This window comes from Bradyrhizobium sp. URHC0002, assembly GCF_054059515.1.
In genome coordinates, this window is the sequence record NZ_JBSSCF010000001.1 from 5,275,378 (window position 1) to 5,290,850 (window position 15,473).

Annotated in this window: 16 protein-coding genes; 6 read left to right on the top strand and 10 right to left on the bottom strand. The window is 63.4% G+C overall.

The window, feature by feature from the left end; all coding sequences use genetic code 11:
- Positions 1–5: 5 nt before the first annotated feature.
- The 9 genes from nadC to ACVWVY_RS25750 form a co-directional block, all read right to left on the bottom strand.
- The gene (gene nadC / locus ACVWVY_RS25710; protein ID WP_456628988.1) at positions 6–875 is read right to left on the bottom strand and encodes a carboxylating nicotinate-nucleotide diphosphorylase; all 870 of its coding nucleotides are present in this window, start codon (positions 873–875) and stop codon (positions 6–8) included.
- Complete coding sequence (locus tag ACVWVY_RS25715; RefSeq protein WP_456628989.1) at positions 872–2,425, bottom strand: L-aspartate oxidase; 1,554 nt, start codon at positions 2,423–2,425, stop codon at positions 872–874. Before ACVWVY_RS25715 ends, nadC begins: the two co-directional genes overlap by 4 nt.
- Positions 2,422–3,408 carry a quinolinate synthase NadA gene (gene nadA, locus ACVWVY_RS25720; RefSeq protein WP_456628990.1) on the bottom strand — a complete coding sequence of 329 codons (987 nt, stop codon included), beginning with the start codon at positions 3,406–3,408 and terminating at the stop codon, positions 2,422–2,424. The genes ACVWVY_RS25715 and nadA overlap by 4 nt, the downstream gene beginning before the upstream one ends.
- A 54-nt stretch (positions 3,409–3,462) precedes the next feature.
- The gene (locus ACVWVY_RS25725; RefSeq protein WP_456628991.1) at positions 3,463–4,419 is read right to left on the bottom strand and encodes an NUDIX hydrolase; all 957 of its coding nucleotides are present in this window, start codon (positions 4,417–4,419) and stop codon (positions 3,463–3,465) included.
- A 15-nt stretch (positions 4,420–4,434) separates the two neighbouring features.
- The gene (locus ACVWVY_RS25730) at positions 4,435–4,902 is read right to left on the bottom strand and encodes a hypothetical protein (protein WP_456628992.1); all 468 of its coding nucleotides are present in this window, start codon (positions 4,900–4,902) and stop codon (positions 4,435–4,437) included.
- A gap of 322 nt (positions 4,903–5,224) precedes the next feature.
- Positions 5,225–6,505, bottom strand: a complete 1,281-nt coding sequence (locus ACVWVY_RS25735; RefSeq protein ID WP_456628993.1) for an O-acetylhomoserine aminocarboxypropyltransferase — start codon at positions 6,503–6,505, stop codon at positions 5,225–5,227.
- A 153-nt stretch (positions 6,506–6,658) separates the two neighbouring features.
- A complete protein-coding gene (locus ACVWVY_RS25740; protein ID WP_456628994.1) occupies positions 6,659–7,243 on the bottom strand; it encodes a CoA-binding protein in 585 nt (194 codons plus the stop codon).
- Between the two features lie 90 nt (positions 7,244–7,333).
- Positions 7,334–8,158, bottom strand: a complete 825-nt coding sequence (locus ACVWVY_RS25745; protein ID WP_456628995.1) for an enoyl-CoA hydratase — start codon at positions 8,156–8,158, stop codon at positions 7,334–7,336.
- Positions 8,159–8,268: 110 nt separating this feature from the next.
- Positions 8,269–8,889 carry a TetR/AcrR family transcriptional regulator gene (locus ACVWVY_RS25750; RefSeq protein WP_456628996.1) on the bottom strand — a complete coding sequence of 207 codons (621 nt, stop codon included), beginning with the start codon at positions 8,887–8,889 and terminating at the stop codon, positions 8,269–8,271.
- Between the two features lie 106 nt (positions 8,890–8,995).
- Between ACVWVY_RS25750 and ACVWVY_RS25755 the strand changes: the two genes are divergently transcribed.
- The 6 genes from ACVWVY_RS25755 to ACVWVY_RS25780 all read left to right on the top strand — a co-directional run bounded on the left by ACVWVY_RS25755 (position 8,996) and on the right by ACVWVY_RS25780 (position 13,176).
- Positions 8,996–9,808, top strand: coding sequence for a crotonase/enoyl-CoA hydratase family protein (locus ACVWVY_RS25755; RefSeq protein WP_456628997.1), 813 nt, complete (start codon positions 8,996–8,998; stop codon positions 9,806–9,808).
- A 36-nt stretch (positions 9,809–9,844) separates the two neighbouring features.
- Positions 9,845–10,273 carry a PaaI family thioesterase gene (locus tag ACVWVY_RS25760; RefSeq protein ID WP_456628998.1) on the top strand — a complete coding sequence of 143 codons (429 nt, stop codon included), beginning with the start codon at positions 9,845–9,847 and terminating at the stop codon, positions 10,271–10,273.
- Positions 10,274–10,427: 154 nt separating this feature from the next.
- Positions 10,428–10,892: a 50S ribosomal protein L13 gene (gene rplM, locus ACVWVY_RS25765; RefSeq protein WP_247786149.1), complete on the top strand. Its 465-nt coding sequence runs from the start codon at positions 10,428–10,430 to the stop codon at positions 10,890–10,892.
- Between the two features lies 1 nt (position 10,893).
- On the top strand, positions 10,894–11,370 hold the full coding sequence (gene rpsI, locus ACVWVY_RS25770; RefSeq protein ID WP_108513524.1) for a 30S ribosomal protein S9: 477 nt from the start codon (positions 10,894–10,896) through the stop codon (positions 11,368–11,370).
- A 235-nt stretch (positions 11,371–11,605) separates the two neighbouring features.
- Entirely contained in the window at positions 11,606–12,820 is a 1,215-nt protein-coding gene (locus ACVWVY_RS25775; RefSeq protein ID WP_456628999.1) for a diguanylate cyclase, read from the top strand.
- A 119-nt stretch (positions 12,821–12,939) separates the two neighbouring features.
- Positions 12,940–13,176 carry a hypothetical protein gene (locus tag ACVWVY_RS25780; protein ID WP_456629000.1) on the top strand — a complete coding sequence of 79 codons (237 nt, stop codon included), beginning with the start codon at positions 12,940–12,942 and terminating at the stop codon, positions 13,174–13,176.
- A 9-nt stretch (positions 13,177–13,185) separates the two neighbouring features.
- Here the strand turns inward: ACVWVY_RS25780 and ACVWVY_RS25785 are convergent, their stop codons facing one another.
- Complete coding sequence (locus ACVWVY_RS25785) at positions 13,186–15,339, bottom strand: carboxypeptidase-like regulatory domain-containing protein (protein ID WP_456629001.1); 2,154 nt, start codon at positions 15,337–15,339, stop codon at positions 13,186–13,188.
- Positions 15,340–15,473: the final 134 nt, after the last annotated feature.

Here is a 15,473-nt window from a genome sequence, read left to right on the forward strand (position 1 = left end):
CGCGCCTAAGCTGCCTGCCGATTGAGTCCGAGATAATCGAGCCCGATGTCGAGCGCGGCGGAGCTGTGGGTCAGCCAGCCCGCGGAAATCAGGTCGACGCCGGTCGCGGCGATCGCCGCGGCGGTCTCGGCAGTGATGCGGCCTGAAGCTTCCGTGATCGCCCGGCCGCCCGTCATCGCCACCGCCTGCCGCAGTTGTTCGACCGTCATGTTGTCGAGCAGGACGGCATCCACGCCGATCGCGAGAACCTGTTCAAGCTGGGCCAGCGTGTCGACCTCGATCTCGATCTTGACGAGGTGGCCGGCATGCGCCTTTGCGCGCTCGATTGCGGTTCTGATATCGCCGGCCAGGGCGATGTGGTTGTCCTTGATCAGGACAGCGTCGTCGAGGCCAAAGCGGTGATTGCTGCCGCCGCCGGCGCGGACCGCGTATTTTTCCGGCGTGCGCAATCCGGGCGTGGTCTTGCGGGTGCAGACGATGCGCGCCTTGGTGCCTTGCGCTGCCGACACCAGCGAGGCCGTTGCGGTGGCGACGCCGCTGAGATGGCAGAGGAAGTTCAGAGCCGTCCGTTCACCGGTCAACAGCCCGCGCGCCGGCCCTTCGATGGTCGCGATCACGTCTCCCGGTGCCACCACGCTGCCGTCAGGCCGTTCCACAGTGAGCCCGATGGAAGGATTCACGAGTTGAAAGGCACAGCGCGCGATATCGAGCCCGGCCACCACGCCGGGCTGGCGCGCGCGCAACACCAGTGAAGCGTGCCGGTCGGCGGGAACGATCGCGTCCGCCGTGATGTCGCCGGCGCGTCCGAGGTCTTCGAGCAGGGCGGTTCGAACCAGCGGTTCGTACATGAGAGGCAGAAGCGGTGTAAGCGTCACGGCTGGGCACTCCCAACAGACAGAGATCCGGTTTCAAAGACGTTGCGCGCCGCGTCGAGCGCCTCCGTAAGCGAGATGGTAGACGGCACTGCCGAGGGCAGGGCCTCCGGAAAATCGCTGCGGAAATGCCCGCCGCGGCTTTCCTCGCGCCGATACGCTGCCACTGCGAGCATCAATCCCACCAGCGCGGGATCGGCGGCTGCGCCGCGGCCGCTGGCGATGGGGTAGAGACCGCAGATCGCGCGTTCGATTTTATGCCGGTCACGGAGCACGCCGAGGCCTTGCGACAGGATCGGCCGCACGGCGGAAGGGTCGGATGCGGGCGGCGGCGTGTTGGCCGCGCGCGCTTTCAGCGGGCCGCGGTTCGCGCTCTGGACGCTCTCCGCAACCCATTGCGCGCAGACGATCGCTTCCATCAGCGAATTGCTGGCGAGCCGGTTGGCGCCATGCAGCCCGGTGCGGCTGACTTCGCCGCAGGCCCAGAGGCCGTTCACGGTGCTGCGGCCTTCGATATCCACGGCGATCCCGCCCATGTGGTAGTGCACCGCCGGCCTCACCGGAATCGGATCGGTTGCGGGATCGATCCCGGCCATTTTGCAGAAGGCGGAAATGACGGGATAGCGCTTTGCAAATTCCGCTCCCGGATGTTGCCGCGCGTCAAGGAAGACGCGATGTCCCTCCGCGCGGCGACGCCAGACGGCGCGCGCAACAATATCGCGGGGCGCGAGTTCGGCGCCGGGCTGATGCGCCATGAAGCGTTGCCCGGTGTCGTCGATCAGGACGGCGCCGTCACCGCGCACGGCCTCGGTGACCAGCGGCATCGGACGCGACGGCCCGTCGAAGGCCGTCGGATGAAACTGGATGAACTCGAGATCGGAGAGCAGCGCACCCGCACGTGCCGCCAGCGCCAGTCCCTGGCCGAAGCAACCCGCAGGATTGGTGCTGTCGACGAACAGGCCACCGATTCCACCCGTCGCGATCACGACGCGACCGGTGTCGATCACGAGCGGACCGTGCGCGTTCACCGCGAGCACGCGCTTGATGGCATTGTCCTCGACGATCAGGCTGCGCGCCTCGACGCCCTCCAACAGCGTGATCGTGGGGCAGCGGCGCACCGCTGCGATCAAGGCGCGCATGATCTCGCGCCCGGTGCCGTCGCCGGTCGCGTGTACGATTCGGTTGCGGCCGTGCGCCGCTTCCAGGCCGAGCCGCCAGCCGCCATCCGGCCGGCGGTCGAAGGCGACGCCAAGTCTGGCGAGATGCTCGACAGCCGCGGGCGCAGCATGAACGATCCGACGAGCGACGGCCTCGTCGCACAGGCCCGCGCCAGCGGCCAGCGTATCGGCTAGATGCAGGGCAGGGTCGTCGTCCCCGCCCATCGCCGCAGCAAGTCCGCCCTGCGCCCACAGGCTCGACGCTTCGGCGCCGAGCGGCGCCTTCGAGAGCAGCAACATCGGCTCCGGCGCCATCTGCAACGCCGTCATCAATCCGGCCGCGCCGCCGCCGATGATGACGGGACGGTTGTTCAGCGTTGAAATCTCCGTGCTCATATCGCCAGCATCCTTTCGACGGCACGCCGGGCTGATACGGCGATCGCGGGATCGATCGTCACCTCGTGCCGGCCGGTTTCCAGCGCATGACGGATGTTCTTCAGCGTGATCCGTTTCATGTGCGGGCACAGATTGCAGGGCCGGATGAACTCCACGTCGGGGTGGAGCACCGAAACGTTGTCGCTCATCGAGCATTCCGTCAGCAGCACGACCCGGGGGGGCCGCTGCTTGCCGACGAATTCCGACATCGCGGCCGTCGAGCCGGAGAAATCGGCTTCCGCGACCACTTCGGGCGGGCACTCCGGATGCGCCAGTATCGTCACGTCAGGATGATTTTCGCGCAGCTGCCGGACGTCGGATGCCGTAAACAGCTCGTGCACCTCGCAATGGCCCTTCCATGCGATGATCTTCACGGTCGTCTGCGTGGCGATGTTCTGCGCGAGGTATTCATCCGGCAGCATGATCACGCGCTCGACACCGAGCGATTCCACGACCTTGAGTGCGTTGCCCGAGGTGCAGCAGATATCGGATTCCGCCTTCACCGCCGACGAGGTGTTGACATAGGTGACGACGGGGACGCCGGGATAGCGCTGGCGCATCAGCCGCACGTCCTGCGCGGTGATGGAGTCGGCCAGCGAACAACCTGCCGCGAGATCCGGGATCAGCACGGTCTTTTCCGGGTTCAACAGCTTGGCCGTCTCGGCCATGAAGTGCACGCCGGCCAGCACGATGATGTCGGCATCGACCTTGGTGGCTTCGCGCGCCAGCAGCAGGCTGTCGCCTACGATGTCGGCGACGCCGTGGAAGATTTCAGGCGTCTGGTAGTTGTGCGCGAGGATGACGGCGTTGCGGCTTCGCTTGAGTTCGAGGATGGCGTCGACGTCGTCGGCGAAGGTCGCCCATTCAGGCGGCGGGATGACGCGTTTGACCCGGTCGTAAAGCGCTGCGGAACGGGCGCGTGCAGTGGAGCTGAGGTCGGCCATTTATACTCTCCTTGAGTATATGTTGGCTTATACTTATCCTGAGCATAACCGATGTCAAGTGCGCGAAAGCGGGAGCTTGGTTCCGACAACCGCCCGTTCCGCCAGCACGCCGTGGCGGAACCGGAACAGCTTGGCGGGGCGGCCGACGGTATCGGCGGCGATTGCGCCAGTTTCCTCAACGAGTTGCTGCTGCTCGATCAGGCGGCGAAAATTCTGCTTGTGCACCAGCCGGCCTGCAAGCGCCTCAACGCTGCGTTGCAGTTGCAGCAGGGTGAATTCCGCCGGCATCAGTTCGAACACCACGGGACGGTATTTGATCTTGGCGCGCAGCCGCGCGATCCCGGTCGCGAGAATGCGGCGGTGATCTCCACTCATCGGCCGGCCGGGAATGACGGCAGTGGTATCGGCCCCGTCACGCACGGCTTCCGGGATCAGGCCCGCTTCGTAGAGCAGCTCATAGCGCTGCAGCACCAGTTCCTCGTTCCATTCGCGCTCGTCGAGGCCAAACGTAATGGCGACGCGCTGCCAGCGTTCGCGCTGCAGGCTGGCGGTGTCTGCGGATTTCGACCACGCCCTAAGCCGCGACGCCAATGTCTTCGCCAGCGCCGCGGGGAGACCGGATCGTTGATCCTCCCAGGGGAAATATTCGTACCAGCCGGACCAGTGCGCCTCAAAGCCCTGGCCGACCTGGTCTTCGCGCGTCAGGCCCAGATAGCTGATCGAGATCGAATGCGGCGACTTGGCATCTCCAGCCCGGCCGCGATCGGCGAACGTATAGAGCTGCTCGACATAGCCGAGCGGATGGCCGGTCTGCGCCTCGACCCATGCCCGCAAGCCCGTCTGCAGCGAACGGTGCGCAAATTCGAACGGGCCGCTCGGCAGCGCGCCGGCGTTGGCGATGGTCATGATCTTGGGCTCGCCGTCGGTGACGGCGACGAGGACGGCGACGAGATCCGCCGTGGTCGCGTTGGCGGAGGTCTTGTCACTGGTCCTTCGCTGTGCCCCTGCCACGTCGATGATCCGTTCCTAGCAATATCCGAACACGCCGCAGGCGTACGGCAAGCGGTCCCAGTAAGGCGTATAGGGGCCGCCGTAATAGGGCCCGTCATAGCTATAGGAATGGCTCGTACCGTAATAGCCGGGCAGCGTCGAGGAGCCCGGAAGCAGCGGCGTGCCGAAGACGCGTGGCGCGTAGGGAGCCGGGTTCACCGGTGAAAACCACAGATCAACCTCTTCCTCGACCACCAGCGCGCGGCCACGGCGCACGTAGAGAGGGGCGGCGGGGGCAACCGTGGTCCGGTATTTATAGTGGGCGCGAGGCAGGCCCGGCGGCAACTGGCTGGCGGCTTGGACCGCGGCGCGCCTGGTTGCGGCGCGTTTCGCGGCGACGGGGCTGGTGGCCGACTTGACGGTGGGCGGGCTGTTCGCGGGCGGGGCGGCGGCCGGGTTGTCGGCAGGCTTGGCTGCTGCGGGGCCGTCAGTGGTCTTGTTCACGTCGGGGCCCTCGGCGGCAGCGGTTCCGATCGCGAAAATTGCGACCAGGAAGGGCATCGTCCAGCGCAGCATCGTTTGCTCCGAATCATCAAGGGCGGCTCAGCGCCACTTTATGCCGGAATGAGCGTTAACGAGAGGCTTGTGATTGGCGCGAGAGGTATCTGGGCCGGGAGTCTGGTCGAATAGCCTGGGCTCGAACCCCGTCATTGCCTGCGACAAACGCGAAGCGTTTGCGCAAGGGAGCATAGCGACGAAGCAATCCATCTATCCCGGGCGGTGAGGTGGATTGCTTCGCTTCGCTCGCAATGACGATGCGGACGCTTTACGCGCTCAGTGCCTGCTCCAGATCCGCGATCAGATCTTCCTTGTCCTCGATGCCGATCGACAGGCGCACGACATCGGGCGCGGCACCGGATTTCACCTTGGCGGCGTCGTCGAGCTGGCTGTGCGTGGTCGATGCCGGGTGAATCACCAGCGAACGGGTGTCGCCGACATTGGCCAGATGCGAGAACAGTTTCAGGTTCGACACCAGATTGACGCCGGCGTCGTAGCCGCCTCTCAGGCTGAAGGTGAACACCGCACCTGCGCCCTTCGGCGCGTATTTGCGCGCGAGCTTGTTGTACTTGTCGCTGGCAAGGCCCGCATAGTTCACCGACGCCACTGCGGAATGGCCGGCAAGGAATTCCGCGACCGCCTTGGCATTCTCGCAGTGCTTCTGCATGCGCAGCGGCAACGTCTCGATGCCCGTCAGGATCATGAAGGCGTTGAACGGCGAGATCGCTGGACCTAAGTCGCGCAAGCCAAGCACGCGGCAGGCAATCGCGAAGGCGAAATTGCCAAAGGTCTCCTGGATCCTGATGCCGTGATATTCCGGCCGCGGCTCGTTGAGCATCGGATATTTGTTGTCCTTCGACCAGTCGAAGGTGCCGCCATCGACGATGATGCCGCCGAGCGAATTGCCGTGGCCGCCGAGAAATTTGGTCAGCGAGTGGACCACGATGTCGGCGCCATGGTCGATCGGGCGGATCAAATACGGCGTCGCCAGCGTGTTGTCGACGATCAGCGGCACGCCGGCCTTGCGGGCCACTTCCGCGATTCCCTCGATGTCGGTGATGCTGCCGGCGGGATTGGCGATCGATTCGATGAAGATCGCCTTAGTGCGTGGCGTCACCGCGCGCTCGAAACTGCCGATATCATCAGGATCGGCCCACGCCACGTTCCAGCCAAAGCTCTTGAACGCATGGGTGAACTGGTTGATCGAGCCGCCGTAGAGTTTTCGCGCGGCGATGAATTCGTCGCCCGGCATCAGCAATTGCTGCAGCACGACGACCTGCGCGGCGTGTCCCGAGGCGACCGCAAGCGCCGCGGTGCCGCCTTCCAGCGCCGCAATGCGCTCTTCCAGCACCGCGGTCGTCGGATTGCCGATGCGGGTATAGATGTTGCCGAACGCCTGCAGCCCGAACAGCGAGGCGGCATGGTCGGCATCGTTGAACACGAAGGACGTGGTTTGATAGATCGGCGTCACCCGTGCGCCGGTGGTGGGATCGGGCTGCGCGCCGGCGTGCACGGCAAGGGTCGAAAATCCCGGGAGACGGTCGGTCATTCTATGCGTCCTGTTCTTTTGGCATGTTTCTGAAATGCGCGGCATGCTGATCGCAGCCGCGTGCGCCGTCAAGTTGGGTGGATCACAAATTGGATTAGAAACGGGCGTACTTCTTTACGCCACCTTGGCGAAACAATTATTTCGCAATTCAGGTCACGTCAATTCATTCTTGTTCTTCGCAGCGCGATCCGATGCCGTGGTCGCGCCGCCGCCGAGGCTGGTCCGGTTCAGCGACAGCCGCATGCCCTGGGTCGGAATCGGCGCGCGCTTCGAGCTCAGCGTGCGCGAATTGACTCCCATCCATGAAATTTCCGACGACAGCCGTCCATACTCGATCTTCGGGCAGCGGTTCATCACCACCTTGAGCCCGGCGGCTTCGGCTTTCTCGGCAGCCGCGTCGTCGCGCGCGCCGAGCTGCATCCAGATCACTTTCGGCGGCGGCGACAATGTCAGGGCCTCGTCGACAACGGGCATGATGTGGCTGGAATTGCGGAAGATGTCGATCATGTCGACGGGACGGCCGATATCCGACAGCGAGGCGACAAAGGGCTTTCCGAGCAGGCTCTTGCCGACATGGCCGGGATTGACCGGAATCATGTCGTAGCCGCGCTGTGCCAGATATTTGAAGGCGAAGTAGCTCGGCCGCACATTGACCGGCGAGGCGCCGACCATCGCGATCGACTTCACGCCGTTGAGGATGCTGCGGATATAGTTGTCGTCGTAATTGTCGTGGTTCATTTTCTATCCACTTGCGTCATTGCGAGCGCAGCGAAGCGATCCATTCTCTTTTCGCGTGGCGGATTGTTTCGCCTCGCGCGCAATGACGGACTACTGGTCCTGCCATTTCGGCTCGCGCTTGTCGATGAAGGCGCCGATGCCTTCTTCCGCGTCGCGCGCCATCATGTTCTCGGTCATCACCTCGGCCGTATAGCGGTAGGCGTCGGCAAGGTTCATTTCGGCCTGGCGATAGAACGCCTCCTTGCCGAGCTTGACGGTGTAGGCGGATTTGAGCGCGACCTTCTGCGCCAGCGCGATCGCCGCATCGCGCTCGGTGCCGGCGGCAACCACGCGGTTGACGAGGCCGATATTCTTCGCCGTCGCCGCTGAAATCGGCTCGCCCGTGAGCAGCATCTCCATCGCCTGCTTGCGCGGGATGTTGCGCGACAGCGCCACCATCGGCGTCGAACAGAACAGGCCGATATCGACGCCGGGGGTGGCGAAGCCCGCGGCCTCGGAGGCGACCGCAAGATCGCAGCTTGCCACGAGCTGGCAGCCGGCGGCGGTCGCGATGCCCTGAACGGCGGCGACGACGGGCTTCGGCAGAAGCACGACCGCCTGCATCATCGCGCTGCAGGCGTTCATGATCCGCCCGAAATAAGCGCGGCCACGATCGGCATCGCTGCGGCGCGCGGTCAGTTCCTTCATGTCGTGGCCCGCGGAGAAGGCCGGACCGTTGGCCGCGATGACGACGGCGCGGACGCTGTTGTCGTCGCGGATCTCGTCAAGTGCTGCGTGCAACTCCGCGATCAGCCCTTCCGACAGGCTGTTGCGCGCCACGGGCCTGTTCAGGGTCAGCACGGCGACGGAGTCCACGGTTTCGCGCAGCAAGATCGGCGGTTGCGGCGCTGCGGCGCGGGCGGGCTGGCTTGTCATCGAAATATCCGGTCTCTGGCAAGATGCGTCATGTCGACATTGTAGGCCATCGGCCGAGGGATGCGAGTCCCCACATGGTTGAGCGCGCTCGATAGTCGTAGCCCAGGTTCTCATCCCCGTTGCTTCGCGGTCAGCGTCAGGATTGCACCCTCGACAAAGCGTTCCATCAGGTTGAGGGCCGAAGCCCCGAACATGCGAATGCGGCCGGTGTGGGCCAACAACAGCAGCCCTGCCGCGTGAGCAAAAATATCCGCCATCAACGATCGCGCCTCCTCGCGGCGGGCGCCCAGCGCCAGCGCGGCCTCGGCGATTGGCCGCAGCGCGGATTCCAGCGCGGCATTGAGCATGTCGTCGCGCTCTTTGCCGAGGCCGTGCGGTTTCATGCCACCACGAAACAGGTAGAAACCGAGATCAAGGTCTCTCGGATTGTCGGAGTAGTAACGGAAGAATGCCATCGCCGCAGCCCGAAGCCGATCGATGGGTGTCTTGGTGCGAGCGACCGAACGATTGACGGCCTGTTCGAGATCGGCGAGCGAGCCTCTCAAAACCTCTGCGTAGATCGCTTCCTTGGACTCGAAATGGAAATAAAGCGCGGCCGGGGTGTAGCCCGCTGTGGCCGCTATCGCCCGCAGCGACGTCCCCTCCAGCCCGTCGGCTTCGAATACCTTGCGGGCGGCATCGAGGATCAACTCGCGCTTGAGGTCGCTCACGGCCTTCCTGCGGCCCGTCATCCGTTCTTTCGCCATCCGGTTTCAATAGCACACTTGACGGTTTATCTAACGGTGTTAGAATTTTTAACGATGTTAAATTTAATGAACGGTATACAGGAGGCTCGCAATGGCAGTCAGGATCGAAAAGGATGGGGCAGTATGGACAATCGTTCACGACCGGCCCGAGGCCCGCAATGCCATGGACCCGAAAAGCGCGGATGACCTGACCGCAGCCTTTCTTGAATTCGATGCGGACACGGATGCCGCCGTTGCGGTGTTCCATGGCGCGGGTGGAGCGTTCTGCGCCGGGTGGGACCTGAAATATGTCAGCACGCTAGATGCAGCTTACCCGCTCGCCGAGCTCGACATTCCGACGGCTCGGCCGCGCGGCAATGGCGGCGAAATCCCGCGTGGTCCGCTGGGACCCTCCCGTCTCGAATTGGACAAGCCGGTCATTGCCGCGATCGAGGGGCCTGCCGTTGCCGGTGGAATGGAATTAGGACTGTGGTGTGACTTCCGCGTGATGGCTGAGGAGTCCTATTTCGGCGTCTATTGCCGTCGCTGGGGCGTCCCGCTGATCGACGGCGGAACCGTGCGGCTCCCGCGTATTGTTGGCCAAGGCCGCGCACTTGAGATCATTCTCACGGGACGAAAGGTTCCGGCGGAGGAATGCCTGAACATCGGCTTGTGCGAATATGTCGTCCCGAAGGGGGGCGCGCGGGCGAAGGCGGAGGAACTGGCGCGGGAGATCGCGCGGTTTCCGCAGGTATGTGTCCGCGCCGACCGACGGTCTGCCATCAAGAGCCATGGCCTTACTATCCGCGAGGCGCTGATTCAGGAATGGTACAATGGACGCGAGGCGTTGATCGAGGACGGCGTGGCTGGGGCAGGCCGCTTCAGTGGGGGACTTGGCCGGCACGGGGACTTCGTGAAAATTTGATAATGGTTCGCCTTGCCGGTTCCTGGAGCCGCGATAATGACAGCAGCGCGAATGACTGCGGCTGAACTCGATGCTTTCCTACGCACCGAGCTTCCGCAAATGTTCGACTATGACGATCTTACGATCGAGCATGCCGACGGTCGGACCTGTCGGATAAGGCAACGTTTCCGTGAGTCCATGCTTCGTCCCGGCCGAACTGTCTCCGGGGCGACACTGATGGTGCTGGCGGATTGCGCGATGTATGTGCTGCTGCTGTCGGCGATCGGCCCGGTTGGGCTTGCAGTGACAACCAATCTCAACATCAATTTCCTGCGCAAAGGCCTGGCCGGTCAGGACGTGCTGGCGGTTGCGAAGCTTTTGAAGCTTGGCAAGCGATTGGCGGTCGGGGAGGTCAACCTGCTGTCGGGCTCATCGCCCGATCCGATCGCCCATGTGACGGCGACCTACTCCATTCCAAATACGTAGGGTTTTTACCGGTAATATTACACCATATTTATAAGCTGCTGTTTTTGCTGATGTAATTTGTTCGAAATGGCGTTGACGGACAGCGACGCATTCTCTAGAAACCCGCCAGTTCGGCGCATCTGGCGCCGATTTCCATTTTCACGGATTTCCTCACATGAAAACGTTTTCGGCAAAACCCGCCGAGGTGACGAAGAAGTGGGTCTTGATCGACGCCAAAGGTTTGGTGGTCGGCCGACTCGCCACCCTGGTTGCCATGCGCCTGCGCGGCAAGCACCTCCCGACCTACACGCCCCACGTCGATTGCGGCGACAACGTCGTCATCATCAACGCGGCGCATGTCGTGCTGACCGGTCGCAAGCGCGACAACAAGGTCTACTACAAGCACACCGGCTTCATCGGTGGCATCAAGGAGCGCACCGCCAAGTCGATCCTCGAGGGTCGCTTCCCCGAGCGCGTGGTCGAGAAGGCCATCGAGCGCATGATCCCGCGCGGCCCGCTCGGCCGCGTGCAGATGGGCAATCTGCGCGTTTACCCCGGCGCCGAACATCCACATGAAGCCCAGCAGCCCGAGAAGGTTGATATCGCTTCGATGAACCGCAAGAACATGAGGGCCGCATAAGATGTCCGATACCATGCAGTCTCTCGATCAGCTCGCGTCGCTGAAGACGGCCGCTCCCGAAGCGCCGAAATACGTCAAGAAGGTCGACAAATACGGCCGCGCCTATGCCACCGGCAAGCGCAAGGACGCGGTCGCGCGCGTCTGGATCAAGCCGGGCGCCGGCAAGATCGTGGTCAACACCCGCGAAGTCGAGGTCTATTTCGCCCGCCCCGTGTTGCGCATGCTGATCCAGCAGCCGCTGGTCGCAGCGGCTCGCGCCGGCCAGTACGACGTCATCTGCACGGTTGCCGGCGGCGGTCTGTCGGGCCAGGCGGGTGCCGTGCGTCACGGCATCTCGAAGGCTTTGACGAACTTCGAGCCGGATCTGCGCGGCGTGCTCAAGAAGGGCGGCTTCCTGACCCGCGACTCCCGTACCGTGGAGCGCAAGAAGTACGGCCGGGCGAAAGCGCGCAAGTCGTTCCAGTTCTCGAAGCGCTAATTGCTTCGCTAAAATTTGCAGCGTATTGCTGCATTCCCGAAACGAAAAGGGCGCCCAATCGGGCGCCCTTTTTGCTTACCATTTAGTGACCGGTTACCACGGATTTTCGTGAAAACTTGCTTACCCGCACGAACGAAAATGGAATACGGCGCTCCTAGTGTCGCCAATGCTCCGGCGCGAAATTGCATTTCAGTGTGCGCCGAACAAGTTGCATCACACGCGTTCGGGTGAGCCCATGTCGTTCGATACCTCTACGCTATATCTGTTTGCCACGATGGTCGCAGGCATGCTCGGGGCCATGCTGCTGCTGTTCGGCAAGCAGGAAAACATCCCGGCCTTGAAGTGGTGGGGGACGGCCTATCTGCTTGGCGCATCGTCGGTGGCGATCTGGACCATTGGCGGCACCGCGCTCGGCGCGCCGCTGTTGCTGGCGCTGCATGCGCTCGGTTTCGTGGCCTGCGGCATGGTCTGGAACGCCTCGCGCGTTTTCCTCGGCCGCAAGCCCAATCTGCCGGGGCTGTTGTTTGGCGCCGCCGTCTGGGTCGGCGCGGCGCTGGCTGTGCCATTGAATCCGGCCACGCGGCTGATCGTCGGTGCGGCGATCGTCGCGATCTATGCGGGGCTGACGGCTTCCGAATTGTGGAGCGAGCGGCGGCGGACGATGCACGCGCGCTGGCCGGCGATTGCCGTGCCCGTGATGCATGGTTGCGTGCTGGCGCTGCCGATCCTGCTCGGCAGTTTGCTGCGCCCGCATGACGAAACCTTCACCAGCAGCATCTGGGTGACGGCGTTCTCGATCGAACTGGTGCTGTATGCGATCGGCACCGTGTTCGTCATTTTCATGCTGGTATCGGACCGCGCCGTGACGGTGCACAAGACCGCGGCTTCGGTCGATCCCTTGAGCGGCATGCTGAATCGCCGCGGTTTTTCCGAAGCCAGCAACCGGGTGATCGAACGCGAGGCCGCCGCGGGGCGGCCGGTGACGGTGATGATTTTCGACATCGATCATTTCAAGAGCATCAACGACCGCTTCGGCCATCCCGCGGGCGACGAGATCCTCAAACTGTTCTCCACCGTCGTGGTCAGCAATCTGCGCATCAGCGATCTCTCGGGGCGGATCGGCGGCGAGGAGTTCGCGGCGTTGTTGGCGTGTTCGCTGGACGAGGGCGTGATCGTGGCGGAGCGCGTGCGCGAGGCGTTCGAGACCTCCAACATCGTCTGCGAGGAAGGTCCGGTCGACACCACCGTCAGCATCGGTGTCGCCGGTGGTCCGGCGGGCACGGAGCTGGAAGTGTTGCTGGCGGCGGCCGATACTGCGCTCTATCAGGCCAAGCGCTCTGGCCGTAACCGGGTCGAGGCCGCCGAAGAGTTGCCGCTGTCGATGGAGAACTGGCGGCGCAAGACCGCCGGCCGCGCAGCTTCGCAACGCCAGGTGCCGGCAGCGATCTAAACGCCTCGCCCGAACAAGGCGATACCTCCGGAGATTTATCCAATCCTTTTGGATCGGTCGCTTTCGGAATTGGCGCGCGGTAACCTCCCGTTTACCATTCCGTCCATATTATCTGCGTCATGGATTCACCTCGCAGACAAAATTCCCAAGCCGCCCTGACGTCGCTCGAAGCGGCAGAAGACTCGGCCCGCGGCGGTTTTGGCTGCATGTTCTCGACCTCGGAAGAATACGAGATGGCGCTCATCACGGAGCGTCGTGCGCAGGGGCGTTATGATCAGCGCAGAACGCGCTGGCCTGCCATTCTATTCGTCGGCTGTGCGCTGATGGTCGCCGGCACGGTGCTGCTGCTCAGCTAAGCTGATCCCTCACTTCGCCAACGGATCGGGACGTACCTGAATATGCACCGCCCGCGGCTTTGAGCCCTTGCCACCCTCCATCAACCAGGGTGTGCGGTCACCGCTTGAACTCCACAGCCCACGTCCTTTCCAGCCCGCGCCCGGATCGTCAATGCGCCCGTCGAGGCCCTTGGCAAAAAAGCCGAGCGGATAGGGGATGCGCAGCATCACCATCTGCCCGTCCTTGAGAGCAACGAAACCGTCGTTGAGGTTGGCGGTGGAGATCGGGATGTTTTCGCCGAGGCCGACCGTGTTGTGGTGATCGACCCAGGTGTAGTAGCTGGCCTCGGCGCTTGAGCTCTCGAACCCTTCGAAGCCGGGGCCCGGATATTTGAAATAGGAGAAGCCCTCCGGGCAGTGGTTGCCGATCGCGCTCGGCCCATTCAGCGGGTTCTTGCATTTGCTGCGATCGAAGCGGATCAGGCTGCCGTTCGAGCCCGACCCCCAGAGCACGCCGTTCTTGTCGATGTCTCCGCCGCGAACGCCGATGCCTTCCTTCGGAATGGCGTAAAATTCCGACAGTTTGGTCTTGGAATCGAAGCGCATGAAGCCGGGCTGGCCGACGAACACGTTGACGGTGTACCAGACCGAGCCGTCGGTCGGATGCGGCATCACGGCGTAGGGGCCCGAACCCGCGACCCGCATGTCCTTGTCCGCCTCTGCCGGCTTGCCCGGCTCGGTGTATTCGTCGACCTTGCCGTTGCCATTGGTGTCGAGAACGAACGGCGCCCAACCCTGCGCTTTGACGGCGTCGCCGGTCTCGTCCCATAGCTTGGTGTTGACCCAGCCGGCGACCGGGCCGGTCCCCGAGACCCAAAGCGTATCGTCGGCATCGTAGCCGAATTGCGGGTGATGGGTGCCGAAGCAGGTATCGATGAAGCTGTATTTCTGGGTTTTGGGATCGAACACCGTCACTTGCCGGCCCGAGCGTTCGAGCGGGAAGGTCTTGGCCGATGGATGGTCCGACCCTTTCCGGCAGTAAGCCGGATTTTCGATGCCACGCACCGCCGCCGCCAGCCACACGCGACCCTTCTTGTCGAACATGCTGTTGTGATTGTTGGCCCGCTGACTCCAGATCTTCTCCTCGCCCCAATAGGCCGAGGGGCTGACCGGATTGAGCACGGCCGTGCCATGGAGCGGAGGGCCGAACGACTCCGGCGCATTGGAATCGGCGATCGGCATCTTGGAGAACGTCACCTTGTGCGTCTTCGGATCGAGGATCGGCATGTCGTCGGACGAGTATTCATTCGCGCCGTACAGCGGTCCGTAGGCGTTGACCGTGGGATTGCGCCGGTCCGAGGAAATCAGGTCGTGGACGAAATGCTTCTCGGTCGCCCATTCCCATGACGTGACGACAACGTTGCGCTCGATGCCCGTCGGCCGCGGCGGCTTGGATTTCGGCAGTTCGCCCTTGGCCACCCGGTCGGTCCAGTCGCCAAAATACTTGAATGGCACGCCGCCGAGCTGGCCGGCGAGCCGATTTGTCATCCATTCCCCGGTCTGGCCCGAGGAGACGCGGCGCATCCAGGCTTCCTCGCCCGATTTGAATTCGCCGAACGCGCCCGGGATCGTGCGCGTGGATTCCTGGCCAAGCTGATGGCAGCCGATGCAGTCGACATTGTTCATCCGCTGGCGCCAGATGTCTTGCGTGATCTCCTTCGGAATCTCGGTGCTGCCGCCGAAATCCTTTGCCGGCGGCATTTTCATCATCGTGTACCAGTAGATGGCCGAGTAATAATGAGCCGCCGCCGCCTCGCTCGGCGCCGGCACCGCGGTGAGATTGACCTGCTGGCCAGGCCTGGCGCGCAGCTTCGGCGAATCCACCAGCCCGTAGCCGCGCACCCAGATGGCGTAGTTCACTTTCGGCGGCAGGTCCGGGATCACGTAACGGCCCTGATCGTCGGTGACGACGATCTTGGCGAATTTTGTCGGCAACTCGGTAGTTTCCGCGATCACCCAGACACCGGCCTCCGGGCCGTTAGGTCCGGCTACCACGCCGCCGATGTCATCATTGTCGATTGCGACTGTCGTTGCCTGCTGCGCATGCGCCGGCGCGACGGCCAAGCTGAGCACGCCCGCCGCCGCAGCCAAGGTGAAGGAGAACAGGATCCGATTGAGGTTCATGGTTTCTCTCCCCGTGTGGCCGCGAGCTTGCCGCTTGTTGTTTGGCGCAAGCCTACACCAAACCAGGTCTGAGGGGAGAGCATGTCGCTCGCGCGATTTTGTCATGTGTGATGCGCGTGCGTCGCAGCAACGGA